General features: G+C 53.7%; 19 protein-coding genes. 5 read left to right on the top strand and 14 right to left on the bottom strand.

Going from position 1 to position 15,353, the window contains the following annotated elements:
* Nucleotides 1–82 precede the first annotated feature (82 nt).
* From fur to ABID47_RS02700, 4 genes are all read right to left on the bottom strand, one after another.
* Complete coding sequence (fur, locus tag ABID47_RS02715; RefSeq protein WP_076170043.1) at nt 83–550, bottom strand: ferric iron uptake transcriptional regulator; 468 nt, start codon at nt 548–550, stop codon at nt 83–85.
* A gap of 93 nt (nt 551–643) precedes the next feature.
* Complete coding sequence (spoIIM, locus tag ABID47_RS02710) at nt 644–1,294, bottom strand: stage II sporulation protein M (RefSeq protein WP_105444654.1); 651 nt, start codon at nt 1,292–1,294, stop codon at nt 644–646.
* Nucleotides 1,295–1,349: 55 nt separating this feature from the next.
* Complete coding sequence (locus ABID47_RS02705; RefSeq protein ID WP_354495692.1) at nt 1,350–2,540, bottom strand: endonuclease Q family protein; 1,191 nt, start codon at nt 2,538–2,540, stop codon at nt 1,350–1,352.
* Between the two features lie 47 nt (nt 2,541–2,587).
* Nucleotides 2,588–3,172 (bottom strand): NUDIX hydrolase, encoded by a 585-nt coding sequence (locus ABID47_RS02700; protein WP_354494848.1) that lies wholly within the window; start codon nt 3,170–3,172, stop codon nt 2,588–2,590.
* 125 nt (nt 3,173–3,297) lie between these two features.
* Between ABID47_RS02700 and mciZ the strand changes: the two genes are divergently transcribed.
* Nucleotides 3,298–3,450: a Z-ring formation inhibitor MciZ gene (gene mciZ / locus ABID47_RS02695; RefSeq protein ID WP_076170040.1), complete on the top strand. Its 153-nt coding sequence runs from the start codon at nt 3,298–3,300 to the stop codon at nt 3,448–3,450.
* A 158-nt stretch (nt 3,451–3,608) separates the two neighbouring features.
* Nucleotides 3,609–4,829 carry a tetratricopeptide repeat protein gene (locus tag ABID47_RS02690; RefSeq protein ID WP_354494846.1) on the top strand — a complete coding sequence of 407 codons (1,221 nt, stop codon included), beginning with the start codon at nt 3,609–3,611 and terminating at the stop codon, nt 4,827–4,829.
* 133 nt (nt 4,830–4,962) lie between these two features.
* Here ABID47_RS02690 and ABID47_RS02685 read toward each other — a convergent pair whose 3' ends face one another.
* Nucleotides 4,963–6,087: a tripeptidase T gene (locus tag ABID47_RS02685; protein WP_354494845.1), complete on the bottom strand. Its 1,125-nt coding sequence runs from the start codon at nt 6,085–6,087 to the stop codon at nt 4,963–4,965.
* Between the two features lie 96 nt (nt 6,088–6,183).
* Here ABID47_RS02685 and prli42 point away from each other — a divergent pair, with 96 nt between their 5' ends.
* Nucleotides 6,184–6,285 (top strand): stressosome-associated protein Prli42, encoded by a 102-nt coding sequence (gene prli42, locus ABID47_RS02680; protein WP_105444651.1) that lies wholly within the window; start codon nt 6,184–6,186, stop codon nt 6,283–6,285.
* Here the strand turns inward: prli42 and lipB are convergent.
* The 5 genes from lipB to lpdA form a co-directional block, all read right to left on the bottom strand.
* Nucleotides 6,271–6,990 carry a lipoyl(octanoyl) transferase LipB gene (lipB, locus tag ABID47_RS02675; RefSeq protein ID WP_354494843.1) on the bottom strand — a complete coding sequence of 240 codons (720 nt, stop codon included), beginning with the start codon at nt 6,988–6,990 and terminating at the stop codon, nt 6,271–6,273. The genes prli42 and lipB overlap by 15 nt on opposite strands.
* A gap of 50 nt (nt 6,991–7,040) precedes the next feature.
* Nucleotides 7,041–8,417, bottom strand: coding sequence for a dihydrolipoamide acetyltransferase family protein (locus tag ABID47_RS02670; protein WP_354494841.1), 1,377 nt, complete (start codon nt 8,415–8,417; stop codon nt 7,041–7,043).
* 26 nt (nt 8,418–8,443) lie between these two features.
* The gene (locus ABID47_RS02665) at nt 8,444–9,430 is read right to left on the bottom strand and encodes an alpha-ketoacid dehydrogenase subunit beta (protein WP_354494839.1); all 987 of its coding nucleotides are present in this window, start codon (nt 9,428–9,430) and stop codon (nt 8,444–8,446) included.
* Nucleotides 9,430–10,461 (bottom strand): thiamine pyrophosphate-dependent dehydrogenase E1 component subunit alpha, encoded by a 1,032-nt coding sequence (locus tag ABID47_RS02660; RefSeq protein ID WP_116229656.1) that lies wholly within the window; start codon nt 10,459–10,461, stop codon nt 9,430–9,432. The genes ABID47_RS02665 and ABID47_RS02660 overlap by 1 nt, the downstream gene beginning before the upstream one ends.
* A 134-nt stretch (nt 10,462–10,595) precedes the next feature.
* A complete protein-coding gene (gene lpdA / locus ABID47_RS02655) occupies nt 10,596–12,017 on the bottom strand; it encodes a dihydrolipoyl dehydrogenase (RefSeq protein ID WP_354494837.1) in 1,422 nt (473 codons plus the stop codon).
* Between the two features lie 215 nt (nt 12,018–12,232).
* Between lpdA and ABID47_RS02650 the strand changes: the two genes are divergently transcribed.
* A complete protein-coding gene (locus ABID47_RS02650; RefSeq protein ID WP_076170032.1) occupies nt 12,233–12,532 on the top strand; it encodes a DUF2627 domain-containing protein in 300 nt (99 codons plus the stop codon).
* 49 nt (nt 12,533–12,581) lie between these two features.
* On the opposite strand, the gene ABID47_RS02645 is transcribed toward ABID47_RS02650, so the two are convergent.
* Nucleotides 12,582–12,896, bottom strand: coding sequence for a hypothetical protein (locus ABID47_RS02645; protein WP_116229654.1), 315 nt, complete (start codon nt 12,894–12,896; stop codon nt 12,582–12,584).
* A gap of 135 nt (nt 12,897–13,031) precedes the next feature.
* Complete coding sequence (locus ABID47_RS02640) at nt 13,032–13,244, bottom strand: hypothetical protein (protein WP_076170030.1); 213 nt, start codon at nt 13,242–13,244, stop codon at nt 13,032–13,034.
* A 200-nt stretch (nt 13,245–13,444) separates the two neighbouring features.
* On the opposite strand from ABID47_RS02640, the gene ABID47_RS02635 reads away from it, so the two are divergent.
* Entirely contained in the window at nt 13,445–14,050 is a 606-nt protein-coding gene (locus ABID47_RS02635) for a thymidine kinase (RefSeq protein WP_084203876.1), read from the top strand.
* Nucleotides 14,051–14,228: 178 nt separating this feature from the next.
* Here the strand turns inward: ABID47_RS02635 and ABID47_RS02630 are convergent, their stop codons facing one another.
* Nucleotides 14,229–14,441, bottom strand: coding sequence for a DUF3006 domain-containing protein (locus ABID47_RS02630; protein ID WP_152398329.1), 213 nt, complete (start codon nt 14,439–14,441; stop codon nt 14,229–14,231).
* Between the two features lie 5 nt (nt 14,442–14,446).
* Nucleotides 14,447–15,340: a ComEC/Rec2 family competence protein gene (locus ABID47_RS02625; RefSeq protein WP_354494835.1), complete on the bottom strand. Its 894-nt coding sequence runs from the start codon at nt 15,338–15,340 to the stop codon at nt 14,447–14,449.
* Between the last annotated feature and the right edge of the window lie 13 nt (nt 15,341–15,353).

The following is a 15,353-nucleotide window of genomic DNA, read 5'->3' as shown; positions in this document are numbered from 1 at the left end:
CCGACCAAAAAAGCCCCCTTCCGGCAGCATGCCGGGCAGAGAGCTTTGATCGTCAAGATCATATTATAAAATCGTTGTATGATTACTTGTCATCGCTGCCGCCGTTGTCTTCCTTCGCCTTACAGCGGTAGCATACCCCGTGGAAATCAAGACGGTGGTCCGAAACGGTGAAATTGAATTCCCGTTCAACCCGCTCTTCCAGCGGTCCAAGCCAGTCCTCGCGGATCTCATCCATGCTCCCGCATTTCACGCAGATCATATGATGATGGTGATGCTTGGCCGTATCGGTGCGTAGATCGTATCTGGCCACACCGTCGCCAAAGTTGATCTTCTCGACGACATGCAGCTCGCTCAGCAGCTCCAAGGTACGGTACACGGTTGCCAGACCGATTTCCGGAGCCTTTTCTTTCACAAGCATAAATACGTCTTCCGCACTCAGATGGTCTTCTTCATTCTCCAATAGTACTCTGAGGGTAGCTTCCCGCTGGGGTGTCAGCTTATAGCCCTGGGATTGTAATTGTTGTTTGATTTTATCGATCCGTGCTTCCATTGTCTCCCTCCCCACAGGAAAATCTCTGCACCTATCTATAACCGCTTCTCTCATTATATGGGGAGTTGCCAAACAAAGTCAAACGCTTTTGCCTCACATGCCAGTGATGGCCGGAGCGTGGATCAGCATGGGCGTCACCCATCTCATCATCGTGGGAGTCACCCAGGTTTCAAATGAGGAGATGCCGAGCATGATCAGGCCCATGACGAGCGTCATCCCGACATACGATGCAAATGGGCGGGTAATGTTGCCCGGACGCTGGAGCATCACCCGGTTTTTAATAATATGAAGCGAAAAGGCGATCGCCGATACGCTGCAAACGATCAGAACCGGAATGATAAGCAGGTTCGGCGGAGCTACCGACACCAGCGCAAACAGCAGACCGTGCCACGAAAACTGGCCAACCAGGTAGCCAACCGTAAAGCCGACCAGAACGCCTTTCAAAAAATCGAGGATCAGAATGCCCGGCAGGCCGATGACCGACAGGCCGAGAATCCAAATCAGACCAACCCATTTCAAATGCAGCCCGGCGATGTCCCAGTAGGAGTGCGCAGGCTGGCCGGCCTCCGCTCCCTGATTCACGGTTACGAAAAAATTGCCCAAATACCGTCCCAAGTCCTGCTGCTGTTCAAGGGAAAGAGCATTGACCATGAGCGCGCCGAAGATGACTCCAACCAGAAACAGTACGGCGACAAAAATATACAGGATGTTTTGTTCTTTCAGGGCATGGCGGAAAGCTCGCATGCAGTTTCTCCCCTTTCCATTCGCATACCCTTACTGTATGAAGGCAAGTCCCAAACTATGTCTTGGACACGGACGTCCCTTCCACTTTCCCGTAAGTTCCCCCTCCGCCCGAGGTCAGCTTCAGGGTACCGTTTCTGGCCATGACGATCATCCGCGCCAAATCGGTGCCCACAACCTCGGCAATTTCTGTTTCAGCCGCATGATGGAGAATCGACATTTCCGTACCGAACCGCTCCAGCAGCAGCTTCATTTTGGCCTTGCCGAGGCCCGGAATGAACTCAAGCGGGACCTGGTAATGATATGCAGGCCGGAAGGCAGGCATGTACGGCTCCTTGCGGTCGGCGATATCGAGGATCCGGTCGAGCACCCCCTGTACCCGCTTGGTGCTGCCGCAGAACGGGCAGCCTGCGCCCCCATGTTCGATGTCCAACACGCGGCTGCAACCATGGCAATAGGTACGGTGGTACTTGCCCAGGCGCGGATTGAGGCCGTAGTTACCTGTCACGCACCTGCCGTCCGCCCTCTCCATCGCCTTGCGGAACTCGGCAAAGGTCGGCTCCGCCAAACGGATCCGGTTGTACTCGCGGGCGATTTTACCCAGGGAATGGGCGTCGGAGTTGGTTACAAACGTATACGGATCGAGCTCCGATATCAGTCCGGCCATTTCCGAATCGGAGCTCAGCCCAAGCTCGATTCCGCTCACAAGCCCCGGGTCGAGCACATGCTCCATTCGCGGCGTCATGCTGCCGTACAGGCCTTTATGCGGAGTGAACACGTGGGCGGGAATCATGATGCCTCCCATGCCGTACACCTTAGCCTGCAGCTCCCGTCCGGAAACGTAAATGCGCTGTGAGCTGAGGTTTACGTTCTTCATATGGCCTGACATCCAGGCCGTAAAGCGCTGCATCGTCGACAGGTCCGCAAAGTAAACGAGCAGATGCGCAGCGCCTCTTCCCTGTTCATAGATTTCAATTTCGGAACCAAGAAGAATCGTGGTTCCCCGGTAGGCGATCCCACCGCCATGCACTTGATTCATTTCACCGGATTCCAGGCAGTCGATAATGTCCTTCTGGACGACCGGCGAGTGGCAGTCGATAATGCCCACCAGCTCGATCCCTTTGCGCTCCGACGCTTCCTTGGCGATGTTCGCGAACGTCAGATTGGAGCTGCCGCTGATTTTGACCGCATGCCCGTCGTTCGTCCTGCCGATATGGATGTGCAGATCCGCAAAGTATTCGCTCAACATATCCGACTCGTATGCAAGCTCTTGGTGACTGACACGTTCCGGACTGCTCATACGCGGAATTCACCCGTCAGCTTGTTCAGCTTCCAGGCGTACACTGCCATAAGTGTCTTGGCATCGCTGATCCGGCCTTGCGAAATCGCCTCAAGCGCCTCTTCCATCGTCAATTCCAGCAGCTCCACGAACTCGTCTTCATCCGGCGCCGCATCGCCCTCTTGAAGCTCATGAGCCACGTAGAGGTGGATCACCTCATCAGCAAACCCGGGCGAAGTATAGAAGGAATGCAGCAGCTCCAGGCGGCCGCATGTATACCCCGTTTCCTCCACAAGCTCGCGCTTAGCCGCTTCCATCGGGTCCTCCCCTGGCTCCAGCTTCCCTGCCGGAATTTCAAGCTCGCACCGTCCCATGGCCTGGCGATACTGGTCGACCAGAATGATCCGGTCATCCTTGATGGCCAGAACAGCTACCGCACCGGGGTGGCGAATGATTTCCCGTGTAGCCGTCTTGCCGTCGGGAAGCCGGACCTTGTCAATCTGCAACGATACGACCTTTCCCTGAAAAATAGATTCGGTGGACAGGGTCTCTTCCTCGAGATGTTTGGACGGTTTCTTCATATGTGGCAAAGACTCTTTCATTCTATGATCCTCCTTATAGTACGTGCTCAACAACCTCTTATATTTAAAACCTAGCATTTTTGGCCATGCTGACACATATGGTCTTATTATAACAAACTTCACCCCAAGGAAAGAGGGATCCCTTCATGAAAAGTTACCGTACAGCGAACTCGGTCCATATGGTAGGACGGGCCTGGCAGATTAAAATCATGCTCCGCCAATTGCAAAAGGAATGGAACCCCGACACGCCGCTGCAGCACATTTTGCAATCGCTCGCGTCCTCCCGGCGGGATCATTAAGGGACGGATGAATCTTTGTCCTTTAATATCACCCGAAATCCCCAGGTTTTTCGGATATGATCTGAAAACGATATGCGATTTAACTTTTTAAACATTTTTTTAGCATTCCCGCCAACTATTCACTCACCAGGTTGTTCTATATATTGGAGGGTACAATTATGACCAAAGATGAATTGATGACGCTGCTGCAAGCTTACCCGAATTCCCCGTCCCTGCATTTTAAGCTGGGATTATGGTATAAATCGCGCGGACACAACAGTGAGGCGATGACGCACATTCGAACGGCTCTGACGCATGCACATGATGACTCCGGAAGTTTGCCCCATGCTGAAAGCTTTGACGAAGCGCAGGGATGGCTCGAGTACGGAAGGCTCTTATATGCATGCAGCCGTACCGAGGAAGCCGAAGAAGCTTTCCGCCGGGCGGTCAATCTAGGACAGCATCATCGGAAAACGCTCGCGGAATGGGGAGCACTGCTCTACGACGCCGGAAAGACAGATGCGGAAATATGCCGGCGACTTCTGGAAATGGTCCCGCCCTCAGACACGACCGAACTGCAGGTCGGCCAAACGCTGGCGGATCTGGGCGCGTATGAGGAAGCCTTTGGCATCCTAAGCCGTTATACGGATGACGTACGGTTCAATGAATCTCTTCAACTCATTTATATTTTGTGCCTTATTCACACCCATCAATTCAAGGAAGCGCACGCGCGGCTGACGCAGCGCACGATGGATCCGGACAAGGTCGTGGTCAAATCAGCTTCCCATTCTGTTACCGCATCCCATGCGGCGTATTTGTGCTGCCGTGCGCTTCAGGAGGGCGGGGGATTGCCCGAATTGTCCAGGTTTAACCGGCTGGAAACAGCCAAGTCCGCGATCGTGCTCGGCATGGTGGACATGGGGATGTCCCTTCAGCCCGAACCCTCGTTCCATGAATCCAGCGAATTGATTTATACCCTTTACCGGGAGGGCTATGTGGAACAGGCCAAAACGCTCCTGAACCAACTGGAAGGAATTCCGACGCACGAGAGAAGCCAGAGCTCGCTCGAACTTTGCTTTATCGCCGCTGAAATGCTGTACGATCAAGGTGACTTCGCCAAAGCAGCGCAGCTGTTCGAGTCGATCTATGCAACGGATCCGTCCCACTCCATGGCACGGTTTGCGGCAGCCTCCTGCTTCCTGGAGGAGACCCGTACCTCTTTGGATCACAGACAGGAACGTCAAGTGATCGGAAGTGATCTGTATTTTCAAATTGACGAATATTTGACGAATATCACCCTGGCCCTGCAAATTATCCAATCCACCAGCTGGCATACGGTATGGACCCCGGCACAGCGCAGAAATCATCCTGCCGCGGATCGCCGGCGTTATGTTCACTAACTTGTAAGCTTACCCGTTGTAGTTGGCCCGCGAAGAAGGATGAGCCCAGCAAAAAAGCTGTTCCAGCGCGGTTTGCCGCATGCATGGAACAGCCTGTTTGTGCAGGTTCATTCTGCTGTATAGGGTTAAAGCTTTATTTGACGGTTTCCTGAATGATGCTGAGCACCATTTCAGCCGCTTTGACCATATCCTCCGCGCGGATCCGTTCCTTCGTCGTATGTATATCCTCATAGCCGATGGCCAGATTCACCGTAGGAACTCCAAGCCCGTTGAAAATGTTGGCGTCGCTGCCGCCGCCCGAACGGAACACTCTTCCGCTCAGTCCAAGGCGCTCTATTGCACGTTTGGCCAGGCTCACCACAGGATCGTTTTCGTTGAAATTAAACGCTGGATACACGATTTCACTCCGGAACTCACACTGGGCGCCGAACTCGCGGACGGTCGTTTCGAGCGCTTCCCGCATGTGGGCGATCTGTTGATCGACCTTTTCCTGAACGATGCTGCGCGCTTCCGCATCAAGCTGGACAAAATCGCACACCACATTGGTCGCTCCACCGCCGGAAAATTTACCGATGTTGGCCGTCGTCTCCTGGTCGAGCCGGCCCAGCTTCATTCGCGACACCGCTTTGGAGGCGACCTGAATGGCGCTGATTCCGTCTTCCGGATTCACGCCCGCATGCGCCGATTTGCCAAAAATCTTCATTTGAATTTTAGCCTGGGTTGGTGCCGCAACGGCAATCGATCCGACCTCTCCATTGGAATCGAGAGCAAATCCAAGCTCAGCATCCAAATGCTGCGGATTCATCGAACGTGCTCCCAGCAGTCCGGACTCCTCACCGACAGTAATTACGAATTGGATCTGTCCATGGGGAAGCTGCTGCTCCTGGATCACGCGGATCGTCTCAAGCAGAACCGCCAGGCCCGCTTTATCGTCCGACCCCAGAATCGTCGTCCCGTCACTGCGGATCCAACCGTCTTCTCCCAGAATTGGCTTGATCCCTTTACCCGGGGCTACGGTATCCATGTGGCAGGTGAACAATAGCTTCGGAGCTTCCGCGCTGCCTTCCCCCTTCCAGGTCACGATCAGGTTGCCGGCGCCATGTCCGGTTTTGGCCTGGGAGTCGTCTTCAACGACCTCCAGTCCAAGCTGTGTAAATTTCTGCTTGAGCAGCGCGGCGATCTCCGCTTCATGGCCTGTTTCGCTGTCCACCTGAACCAATTCCATAAACTCCTGTATCAAACGGTCTTGTTTAATCAATGGACTTTCCTCTCCTTCGGCGTTAAGTTACAATAGTACATAGGTTGTCCCGGCTCGGCATCGAGCCTTCATTAATGATGAATAAAGGAGCTATTTATGCAACGAAAAAAATGGTTTCGCGTTTTTGTATACCTCATGCTCATTGCCATGGTCGGATCCGTCGTCTTTGGGCTCGTCGAGTCCTTAATAGCCCGCTGATTTCAGCGGGCTTTCCTCTGCCCCTCGGGCTGAAACGGCCTCAAATCCGAATATCTCGGTAAAGAACGGAACAATCTCCTCCGCCACCTGCTCGACCGCGATCGGCTTTCCAATGCAGTCCTCAAGCGACGTGACGCCATACTCCTGAATTCCGCACGGTATAATGCCCTGAAAGCCTTCGTTTTGAATGCCGGACGTTATGTTGAAGGCAAACCCGTGGCTGGTCACGAACCCTCTTTGGTGTTTGCACTTGTTGAATTTGACCCCGATAGCGCAAATTTTCAGATCGCCTACCCAGACACCCGTATATTCGGGCTTGCGGCCTGCCTCGATCCCGTAATGCGCAAGGTAATTGATGATGACCTGCTCCAGATTGCGCAAATAGCCGTGCAGATCCAGTCCTTCCTTGCCCGCCAGCAGCAGCAGCGGATACCCGACCAGCTGCCCCGGACCGTGATAGGTAATATCGCCGCCGCGGTCGATTTCAAACAGCCCGATGCCCTGCTGCTCCAGCTGTTCCTTGCTGAGCAAGAGATGCTCCGGATGCCGCTGCGATCCGATCGTATACGTCGGTGGATGCTGCAAGAGCAGCAGGGTTTCCTGCTGCTCTCCAAGGTCTATGCGGCTGACGATGCTTTTCTGCAAATCCCAGGCCGCACCATAATCCATCATCGGCGTATAGGATACTTCAAGTTTGGTTGTCATGACTGCTTCACGCCCTTTCAGATGATGACCAAGCTTTCAAAGACTTTTCATTAGTAAACTTTGGTATCCAGCGTATAGCCCTCCACGTTTTCCTTCACGCGCTGCAGGAAGCGTCCGCAGATGACTCCGTCCAAAATCCGGTGGTCCAGCGACAAGCAGATATTCGCCATCGAACGGACGGCGATCATGTCGTTGATCACGACAGGCCGCTTCACGATCGATTCGAAGGTCAGGATGGCCGCCTGCGGATAGTTGATAATCGGGTAAGACAGGATCGAACCGAACGACCCGGTATTATTCACCGTAAAGGTGCCGCCCTGCATATCCTCCAGCTTGAGCTTGCCCTGCCGCGTTTTGGTCGCCAGTTCTTCGATTTCACGGGCGAGACCGGCAATGTTTTTCTGGTCGGCCCGTTGAATAACCGGCGTCATGACGGAGTCTTCCGTCCCGACGGCGAGGGAAATGTTGATGTCCCGTTTCACAATGATCTTGTTGACCGCCCAGACCGAGTTCATGATCGGGTAATCCTTGATCGCATTGACCACAGCCTTCAGAAGAAACGCCAGATAGGTTAAATTATAGCCCTCTCTGCGCTTAAATTCATCCTTCAATTTGTTGCGCAGCAGCACCAGGTTGGTTACGTCGACCTCGATCATCGTCCAGGCATGCGGAATTTCCGACACACTTTGGCGCATGTTCGTCGCAATGGCGTTGCGGATCGGGGTGACGTCGATCATCGTCTCGGCGCGCCCGTTCTGGTCCTCGAGTTCCACGGCCGGAATACGCGGCGACTCGGTCATATGCAAACCTGACTGCCGGCTGGATGCCGGCGGAACCGGGATGTACTGTTCCGGACGGACCGCAGGATTGGCATGCGGCAGCCCTACGAACGGAGAATGAACCTCTTTCTTCGCCGGAGCTTCGGCAGCCCGGCCGGCTTCCGCTGCCGCACCGCCGTTTTCGATATAAGCAAGGACATCCTTGCGGGTAATCCGTCCACCCATGCCGGTTCCTTGGACGGCGCTCAAATTCACGCCATGCTCGGCTGCCAGGCTTTGCACCGCTGGAGAATACCGGCCGCGCATGGACTGGTCTCCAGAGGCTTCAGCCTGTACTAGGGCCGGTGTAGTACGCGGCTCCGCCTGCGGCCGTTCCTCCGCCGGAGACCCCGCAGCGCCTGCCGCCGCAATGCGGCAGATGACCTCACCGACGGCGACAGTCTGGCCTTCCTCGGCGACCCATTCCCCCATAATCCCGTCCACGGTGGACGGGATTTCCGCGTTGACCTTATCGGTGATGACCTCACAGATCGGCTCATACTGTTCCACCTTATCGCCAGGCTGCTTCAGCCATTTGGCGATGGTGGCGGACACGAGCGATTCTGCCAGCTGCGGCATCACCATATCGGTAAACTTTTGATTTGACATATTTTCACTCCTTCATACGGCAATTCTCAATAAACCGCCAGTTCGTGCATGGCTTGCTTGACCTTATCCTTGCTCAGCATAAAGAACTTCTCCATCGGCGGACTGATCGGCATGGCCGGTACGTCCGGACCACACAGCCGCTTGATCGGCGCATCGAGGTCGAACAGGCATTCTTCCGAAATAATGGCGGACACTTCGGCGCCCACACCGCCCGTTTTGTTGTCCTCGTGTACGATCAGCACCTTTCCGGTTTTGCGGACGGCCTCAATGATGGCGTCACGGTCCAGCGGCTGCAGGGAGCGCAGATCCAGAATATGGGCCGAGATGCCTTCTTCTTTCTCCAGCTCTTCGGCGGCTTGAAGGCAGAAGTGCAGCGGCATGCTGTAGCCGATGACCGTGATGTCGGTTCCCTCGCGCAGCACGTTAGCTTTGCCGATCGGTACAGTATAGTCGTCCAAAGGCACGTCGCCCTTGATCATGCGGTAGCATTTTTTATTTTCAAAAAACAGCACCGGGTCCGGATCGTTGATCGCAGCCTTCAGCAGTCCTTTCGCGTCATAGGCGGTAAAAGGCGCTACGATTTTCAAACCGGGGGTGCCGAAGAAGATCGATTCCGGGCATTGGGAATGGTATAATCCCCCGAAAATGCCTCCGCCGATCGGCGCACGAACGACGACCGGACAGCTCCAGTCGTTGTTGGAACGATAGCGGATTTTCGCGGCTTCACTGATAATTTGGTTCGTTGCCGGCAGCATGAAGTCGGAGTACTGCATTTCCGCGATCGGCTTCATGCCGACCATGGCCGCGCCGATCGCAACGCCGGCGATGGCGGATTCCGCCAGCGGCGTGTCGAGGACCCGCTCCTCGCCGAACTGGTCCTGCAGGCCTTTGGTCGTCGTGAACACGCCGCCTTTAACGCCGACATCCTCACCGAGGACAAACACGTTTTCGTCTTTTTCCATTTCTTCTTTCATTGCCAGACGAATCGCATCGATATATTCCATTTCGGCCATTAGTATACCCCCTCTTCGCTATCGCCCGCATACACATGCTTCAGCGTATCCTCGGGTTTCGGGAACGGAGCATTGTCGGCCAAGTCGGTTGCTTCCTTGATCTCAAGAGCCAACTGTGCTTGCAAGTCCGCATCCTTTTCTTCATCCCAAATGCCGCAGCTGATCAAATATTGTTTAAAACGGACAATGCCGTCTTTTTTCCAGTTCTCTTCCACTTCTTCTTTGGTCCGGTACGCCAAGTCGTTATCCGAGGTGGAGTGCGGAGACAGGCGGTACATCATGGCTTCAATCAGCGTAGGTCCTTCACCGCGGATAGCACGTTCACGCGCTTCCTTCACGGCTTTGTAGACCGCAAGCGCATCGTTGCCGTCCACCCGGATGCCCGGAAACCCATAGCCAAGCGCACGGTCGCTAACTTTGCCGCTGATTTGCTTATGAAGCGGTACCGAAATGGCATACTGGTTGTTTTCGCACATAAAAATCACAGGCAGCTTATGAACGCCCGCAAAGTTGGCTCCCTCGTGAAAGTCCCCCTGATTGCTCGAGCCTTCGCCAAAAGTGACAAACGAAACGAAATCCTGTTTTCTCATCTTGGCGGACAAGGCTACGCCTACGGCGTGGGGCACTTGGGTCGTGACGGGGCTTGAGCCCGTTACGATCCGCAGCCGCTTGCTGCCAAAGTGTCCAGGCATTTGCCGCCCGCCGCTGTTCGGATCGTCAGCCTTCGCAAAGGCCGACAGCATCAGCTCGTACGGAGTCATTCCTACCGATAACACAAATGAATAGTCGCGATAATAAGGCAAAAAGTAATCCTTTTCCCGATCCAGCGCAAACGCCGCAGCGGCCTGGGCCGCTTCCTGGCCGATTCCCGATACGTGAAAGTTAATCTTGCCAGCCCGCTGCAGCAGCAGGTTACGCTCGTCAAATTTGCGCCCGAGCAGCATATATCTGTACATGTCGATGACTTGGCCATTGGTGAGTCCAAGCTGCTCATGCTCATGTGGCGTGTGAACAGTACCTTGATCATTCATGGGAGGTACCTCCTTATTTTAGAGCCTGCAGTCTGTCCCTGATCTACTATTAAAACCTGGTACTAAGACTTGGCTTAACCCTATTATAATCATAACCACGGCGAAAAGAAAAGAACCGATTGTAAATTTTGGTCTTACATTCCGATGGATTTGCCGTCTACCGCCAGCATCGCCTCGCCCAAAATTTCCGAGAGCGTCGGATGCGGATGCACCATCTGTCCGATCTCCCAAGGAGTTGCATTCAAAAATTGGGCCAATGCCGCCTCGCTGATCAGGTCGGTCGCATGGGCTCCGATCATTTGCACGCCTAAAATGTCGTTTGTCTTAGGATCAGCTACTACTTTTACGAATCCTTCCTTGCTCCCCTGTACCAATGCCTTCCCGATGGCCTGGAACGGGAATTTGCCGACCTTGACCTCGAATCCGCGGCTGCGGGCTTCCTTCTCGGTGATGCCGACGCTGGCCACTTCGGGTCTGGTGTACACGCACCTTGGAATCAGATCCGCATCCCCCGGGTGAACTTCTTCTCCTGCCAAATGGTTGACGGCCGCAATTCCTTCATGGCTTGCCGCATGCGCGAGCTGTAGTCCGCCAATGACGTCGCCGATGGCATAAATATGGGATTCGCCGGTTTGATAATGTTTATTGACAGCGATAAAACCGCGCTCCACCCGGACATCCGTGTTCTCCAGACCGATGTTCTCCACATTCGCCTGGCGGCCGATCGACACAAGCAGCTTGTCCGCTTGAAGCCGTTCGGTTTTTTCCCCAACACGCACATCGATGTGCACCTGGTGATCCGCTGCTTCGTATGTCTCCGTCTGCAGCTGGGCCCCGGTAAACATTTTGATGCCCCGGCGCGAAAACGACTTCTGAAGCTCACGGGCCACCTCCTCATCTTCTGCAGGCAGCAGCTGGCCCGCCGCCTCCACGACGGTGACCTCCACGCCGAAATCGTTCAGCATCGAAGCCCATTCGACACCGATCACGCCGCCGCCGACGATGATGATGGACTTCGGAAGTTCATCCATTTGTAGTGCCTCGTCGCTGGTCAAAATATGTATTCCGTCGGGTTCAAGTCCAGGGAGCACTCTTGGACGGGAGCCTGTGGCGATAATCAAATGCGTCGGAACAACCGTCTCCATCTCCCCATCCGCAAGCTCCACAGCAACGGCACCGCTTTTCGGCGAAAAAATGGAAGGACCGATGACCCGCCCTTTTCCATGAACCACCTGAATTTTATTTTTACGCATCAGGTATTGAACACCTTGGTGCAGCTGATCTACGATCGCTTCCTTCCGCGCCTGAACCTTCGGAAATTTGAGTGCGGCCCCTGCTGTTTCGATGCCGTAGCTCTCGCTTTCTTTAATCTCTGCGTATACTTCCGCGCTCCGCAGCAAAGACTTACTTGGAATACAGCCGCGGTGCAGGCATGTTCCTCCCAGCTTGTCCGCTTCGATAATAACGACTTCCTTGCCCAGCTGAGCTGCGCGGATTGCAGCCACATAACCGCCGGTACCGCCGCCCAGAACGGCTACGTCACATGATATTGTCATTGTCCATCCCCCATCTTAACATGTTTATATTGAAACCATTTGGCGCATAACTTATGACAAGTTGTGCCCGGAGTAAGAAGCACTCCATCGCTTTTATATTGTACTCGGTTTTCACCGCATTACAAAATGTTATCACATGTCCGGAAATAGACAAAGATTCGCCGGACGAGTTATGATATAGTGGACTAAAACAGGCCAACAGGAAGGGATTTTTCATGAAACTGATTATTTCCCGCTTTATCGCCATCCTGATCCTCGTCATTCCGGGACTGGCGGCAATGACCGGATTTTTGTTTATGAAAGATGCGGTATTCGAATATTATTCGCTCCACGGCGATGCGAGCGTCGCCCATCCGTCGTTTGCGTGGGGACATTTTGTGCTCGGCCTGCTCCTGTTCGTGGCAGGGATGAGCTTTCTCGGCGGCTGGATTCTGTTCCGGGACCGCAAACGAAACTATGTAGGGCCACGTTTCAAGGAGAAGCGCAAGCCCAAACCACCCGTACAATCATCATAATGCCGGATTCCAAGACCAGGAATCGAACAAAGAACCCCGGACTGCAGATTTATCTCAGAACGGGGTTTTGTTGTTGGTCCGAATCTTGATCGGTTTCGCTGGCGATAATGTCTAGAACGATGTCCTCCTTCACCAATCCGTACTCCGGATTCCCCAGCACCGGAAGATTCGTCAGCGTTCTGCTCGTTAAGACGACCTTCAGCTCGTTATCGCGGTTGTAAAGCACAGATTCGACCACAAAGAAATTGTTCAGTAATCCCGCAATGATGGCGATTTGCTGCGGGCTCAATTTCGGCGGGGGCACGCCGGCTTTGGCATACTTTACAACCGGTTTTGCCGGCTTGCGCCGTTTCTTGTTATCCATGGACCGGTTCACCCAATCACCCCGCTTCAATGTATTCCTGCTCACTTTAGGATATAGCGGATCGTGTGAATTGGTGTATCCCAATTTGCCGCAAAAGCTGCAGCAAGCGACTAGACATGAACCGGACCGGATAAATTATTCGTACAGCGCCTCTCTCAGCTTGGTGGACATCCGTGATTCCTTCGATGAAGACTTCAGCAGCGTGAGCCGCAGTTTATGGTTTTGCTGAACCGCTTCTTCGAGGTCCGCGAGCAGACTGCTGACCAGATCTTCCACTTGCGGATCCTTGCCGAGCTCTGCTGTCAGTTCAGCGATCCTTGCTTTATAAGCTTCTATTTTTTCCTGCATGATGCCGTCTCCTCCAAATGCTCATTCGATCCTTCTTATAATTAACCATACCACGGCCAAACGCCTGCACGCCACTTTCGGTTATTTTTGTAGCCATGTCCGTTTTAATTGTGGTACTCTATAAAAGTCGCAATTTTTCGTGTTTTGTCATCATATAGAACATGAACGGGTTATGCTAACGGGAAAGGAGCAGGCTGAACGTGAATAAAGGACGGATTACCGTAATTACGGGACCCATGTTTAGCGAAAAATCGGGTGAACTTATCCGCCGGTGCCAAAAACTGATCCAATACGGGCGGAAAAAGCTGGTGGCTTACAAGCCCGAGGAGGATCAGCGCTACGCGAAGGACGAAATCGTAAGCCGGATCGGATACCGGCTGCCAGCCATCTCCATTCCGCGGCAGTTGACCGCTGACATCACCGCCAAAATTTTGGCGGAAACCGCTGACGCGGATGTGGTCGCTTTTGACGAGGTTCAGTTCTTCAGCAAGCCGATCCTTGGCCTGGTGGAAGAGCTGGCATACAGCGGGAAGCATGTCATCGTGGACGGACTGAATCTGGACTATCGTGGAAAAGAATTCGGCTACATAGGCGGGCTGTTGGCCATGGCCGACGACATCCAGCTGCTGACCGCCTTTTGTGCGGTATGCGGCAGCCCGGAAGCCGTGTTCACACAGCGGATTGTCAACGGCCATCCCGCTCCGCTGGGCTCGGTAATCATGATCGGGGATTCCGATGATTACGAGCCGCGGTGCCGGTGCTGTTTTGTTCCACCGCATAAGGTCAGTGCCAAAGGAAGCGCCTGATCATACAAAAAAACTCTTCGGGATGATGAGCAAGATCGATCAGCACATCATCCGGCGAAGAGTTTTTTTATAATATCAGAAAGCATAAATTGCAGAGCCATTCCTTCCTGATATTGCAAGAAAAACTTCCTCTAAACGCGGTCTGTCTTCTTTGAAGGTACATCGATAGACGTTTTTCTTATGATTCCCAAACATCGTCCATCAGTTTTTTGATTTCGTCCGTGCGCCGTTTGGTTGCAGCCGGATCGGTCACCCATTTTCCGTCCTTCAGTTCCACAGCGTCTCCTGCCTTCACTTGAGGATCCACTTGTTCACGGGGTACGGCCTGGATGTTACCATCCACTTCAATGCGGCAATACGGTCCTTCATAGCCTTCGACATATCCCGTCATCGTTCTCACCTTTCCGTTCGGAATGTTACCTTCTGCCCATTCGACTCCGCTTCAATCGTTCCCTGAAGATCGTTACGGTATACCTTGACGTCCTGCTGCTTCAGCCGGTTTAGAATGACGCTTTTCGGATGGCCGTATGTATTGTCTGCACCTACCTGTATGACCGCATACTTCGGATGAACCCGTTTGAGAAATGCGAGCGTGGTCGACGATTTGGAGCCGTGATGCCCCACCAGCATGACATCCGCCTGCAGATCCGTTCCGGCGTCAAGCATATCCCGTTCACTGTCCGCCTCCGCGTCACCGGTCAACAGAAAAGAAGTGCGGCCGTACGTTATTTTCACCACAGCGCTCATGTTATTCGAGTCGTCATAACTTTTGCGGGGCGCCAGCATATCGACATGAACCTCATCGTCCATATCCCAAGAGATCCCGGCCTTCGCCGTTTGTACCTTCAGTTTGGCATTTTTTACGGCACGCAGAACGGATTCAAACGTTTTCGTATTGGCCTGTGCTTTCGGCATATAAATGCGGCCCACCGGAATGTGGTTAATGACCGCATCCAGCCCGCCGATATGGTCGGCATCCGGATGAGTTCCGATAACCGTATCGAGCTTGGTGATGCCGAATTGCTCCATATATTGCAGCATCAGCTCTTCTTTGTCATTGTTCCCCGCATCAATCAGCATCGTTTTACCGGAAGGGGAAATAATAAGCTGAGAAGCTCCCTGCCCTACATCAAGAAAAACGACCCGAAGGTTCCCCCCGCTGGTGCTCGCTGGGGTGCTGTTGTTCTCCGGTGCCGCCGGGTTGATCTCCAGACTGCATCCGCTCAGGATCAGCAACGCCGTGATGACGCCTGTCAGCAGTAAAGTGGCTATCTTGGATGTCTTCATCATCGTTCCTTTCACG

Origin of the sequence: Paenibacillus favisporus, from assembly GCF_040545415.1 — a bacterium.
GTDB lineage: Bacteria > Bacillota > Bacilli > Paenibacillales > Paenibacillaceae > Paenibacillus_AQ > Paenibacillus_AQ favisporus.
The sequence above is the reverse complement of the archived record's forward strand: the minus strand, read 5'-3'. Positions and strand labels throughout refer to the sequence as shown.

Coding starts and splice junctions, on each gene's coding strand:
- fur (WP_076170043.1), bottom strand. CDS start 550: ATGGAAGCACGGATCGATAAAATCAAACAACAATTACAATCCCAGGGC.
- ABID47_RS02705 (WP_354495692.1), bottom strand. CDS start 2,540: ATGTTGAGCGAATACTTTGCGGATCTGCACATCCATATCGGCAGGACG.
- ABID47_RS02690 (WP_354494846.1), top strand. CDS start 3,609: ATGACCAAAGATGAATTGATGACGCTGCTGCAAGCTTACCCGAATTCC.
- ABID47_RS02660 (WP_116229656.1), bottom strand. CDS start 10,461: ATGAATGATCAAGGTACTGTTCACACGCCACATGAGCATGAGCAGCTT.
- ABID47_RS02630 (WP_152398329.1), bottom strand. CDS start 14,441: ATGACGGGATATGTCGAAGGCTATGAAGGACCGTATTGCCGCATTGAA.
- lipB (WP_354494843.1), bottom strand. CDS start 6,990: ATGACAACCAAACTTGAAGTATCCTATACGCCGATGATGGATTATGGT.
- spoIIM (WP_105444654.1), bottom strand. CDS start 1,294: ATGCGAGCTTTCCGCCATGCCCTGAAAGAACAAAACATCCTGTATATT.
- ABID47_RS02640 (WP_076170030.1), bottom strand. CDS start 13,244: ATGCAGGAAAAAATAGAAGCTTATAAAGCAAGGATCGCTGAACTGACA.
- ABID47_RS02670 (WP_354494841.1), bottom strand. CDS start 8,417: ATGTCAAATCAAAAGTTTACCGATATGGTGATGCCGCAGCTGGCAGAA.
- ABID47_RS02645 (WP_116229654.1), bottom strand. CDS start 12,896: ATGGATAACAAGAAACGGCGCAAGCCGGCAAAACCGGTTGTAAAGTAT.
- ABID47_RS02625 (WP_354494835.1), bottom strand. CDS start 15,340: ATGATGAAGACATCCAAGATAGCCACTTTACTGCTGACAGGCGTCATC.
- prli42 (WP_105444651.1), top strand. CDS start 6,184: ATGCAACGAAAAAAATGGTTTCGCGTTTTTGTATACCTCATGCTCATT.
- ABID47_RS02650 (WP_076170032.1), top strand. CDS start 12,233: ATGAAACTGATTATTTCCCGCTTTATCGCCATCCTGATCCTCGTCATT.
- lpdA (WP_354494837.1), bottom strand. CDS start 12,017: ATGACAATATCATGTGACGTAGCCGTTCTGGGCGGCGGTACCGGCGGT.
- ABID47_RS02700 (WP_354494848.1), bottom strand. CDS start 3,172: ATGAAAGAGTCTTTGCCACATATGAAGAAACCGTCCAAACATCTCGAG.
- ABID47_RS02665 (WP_354494839.1), bottom strand. CDS start 9,430: ATGGCCGAAATGGAATATATCGATGCGATTCGTCTGGCAATGAAAGAA.
- mciZ (WP_076170040.1), top strand. CDS start 3,298: ATGAAAAGTTACCGTACAGCGAACTCGGTCCATATGGTAGGACGGGCC.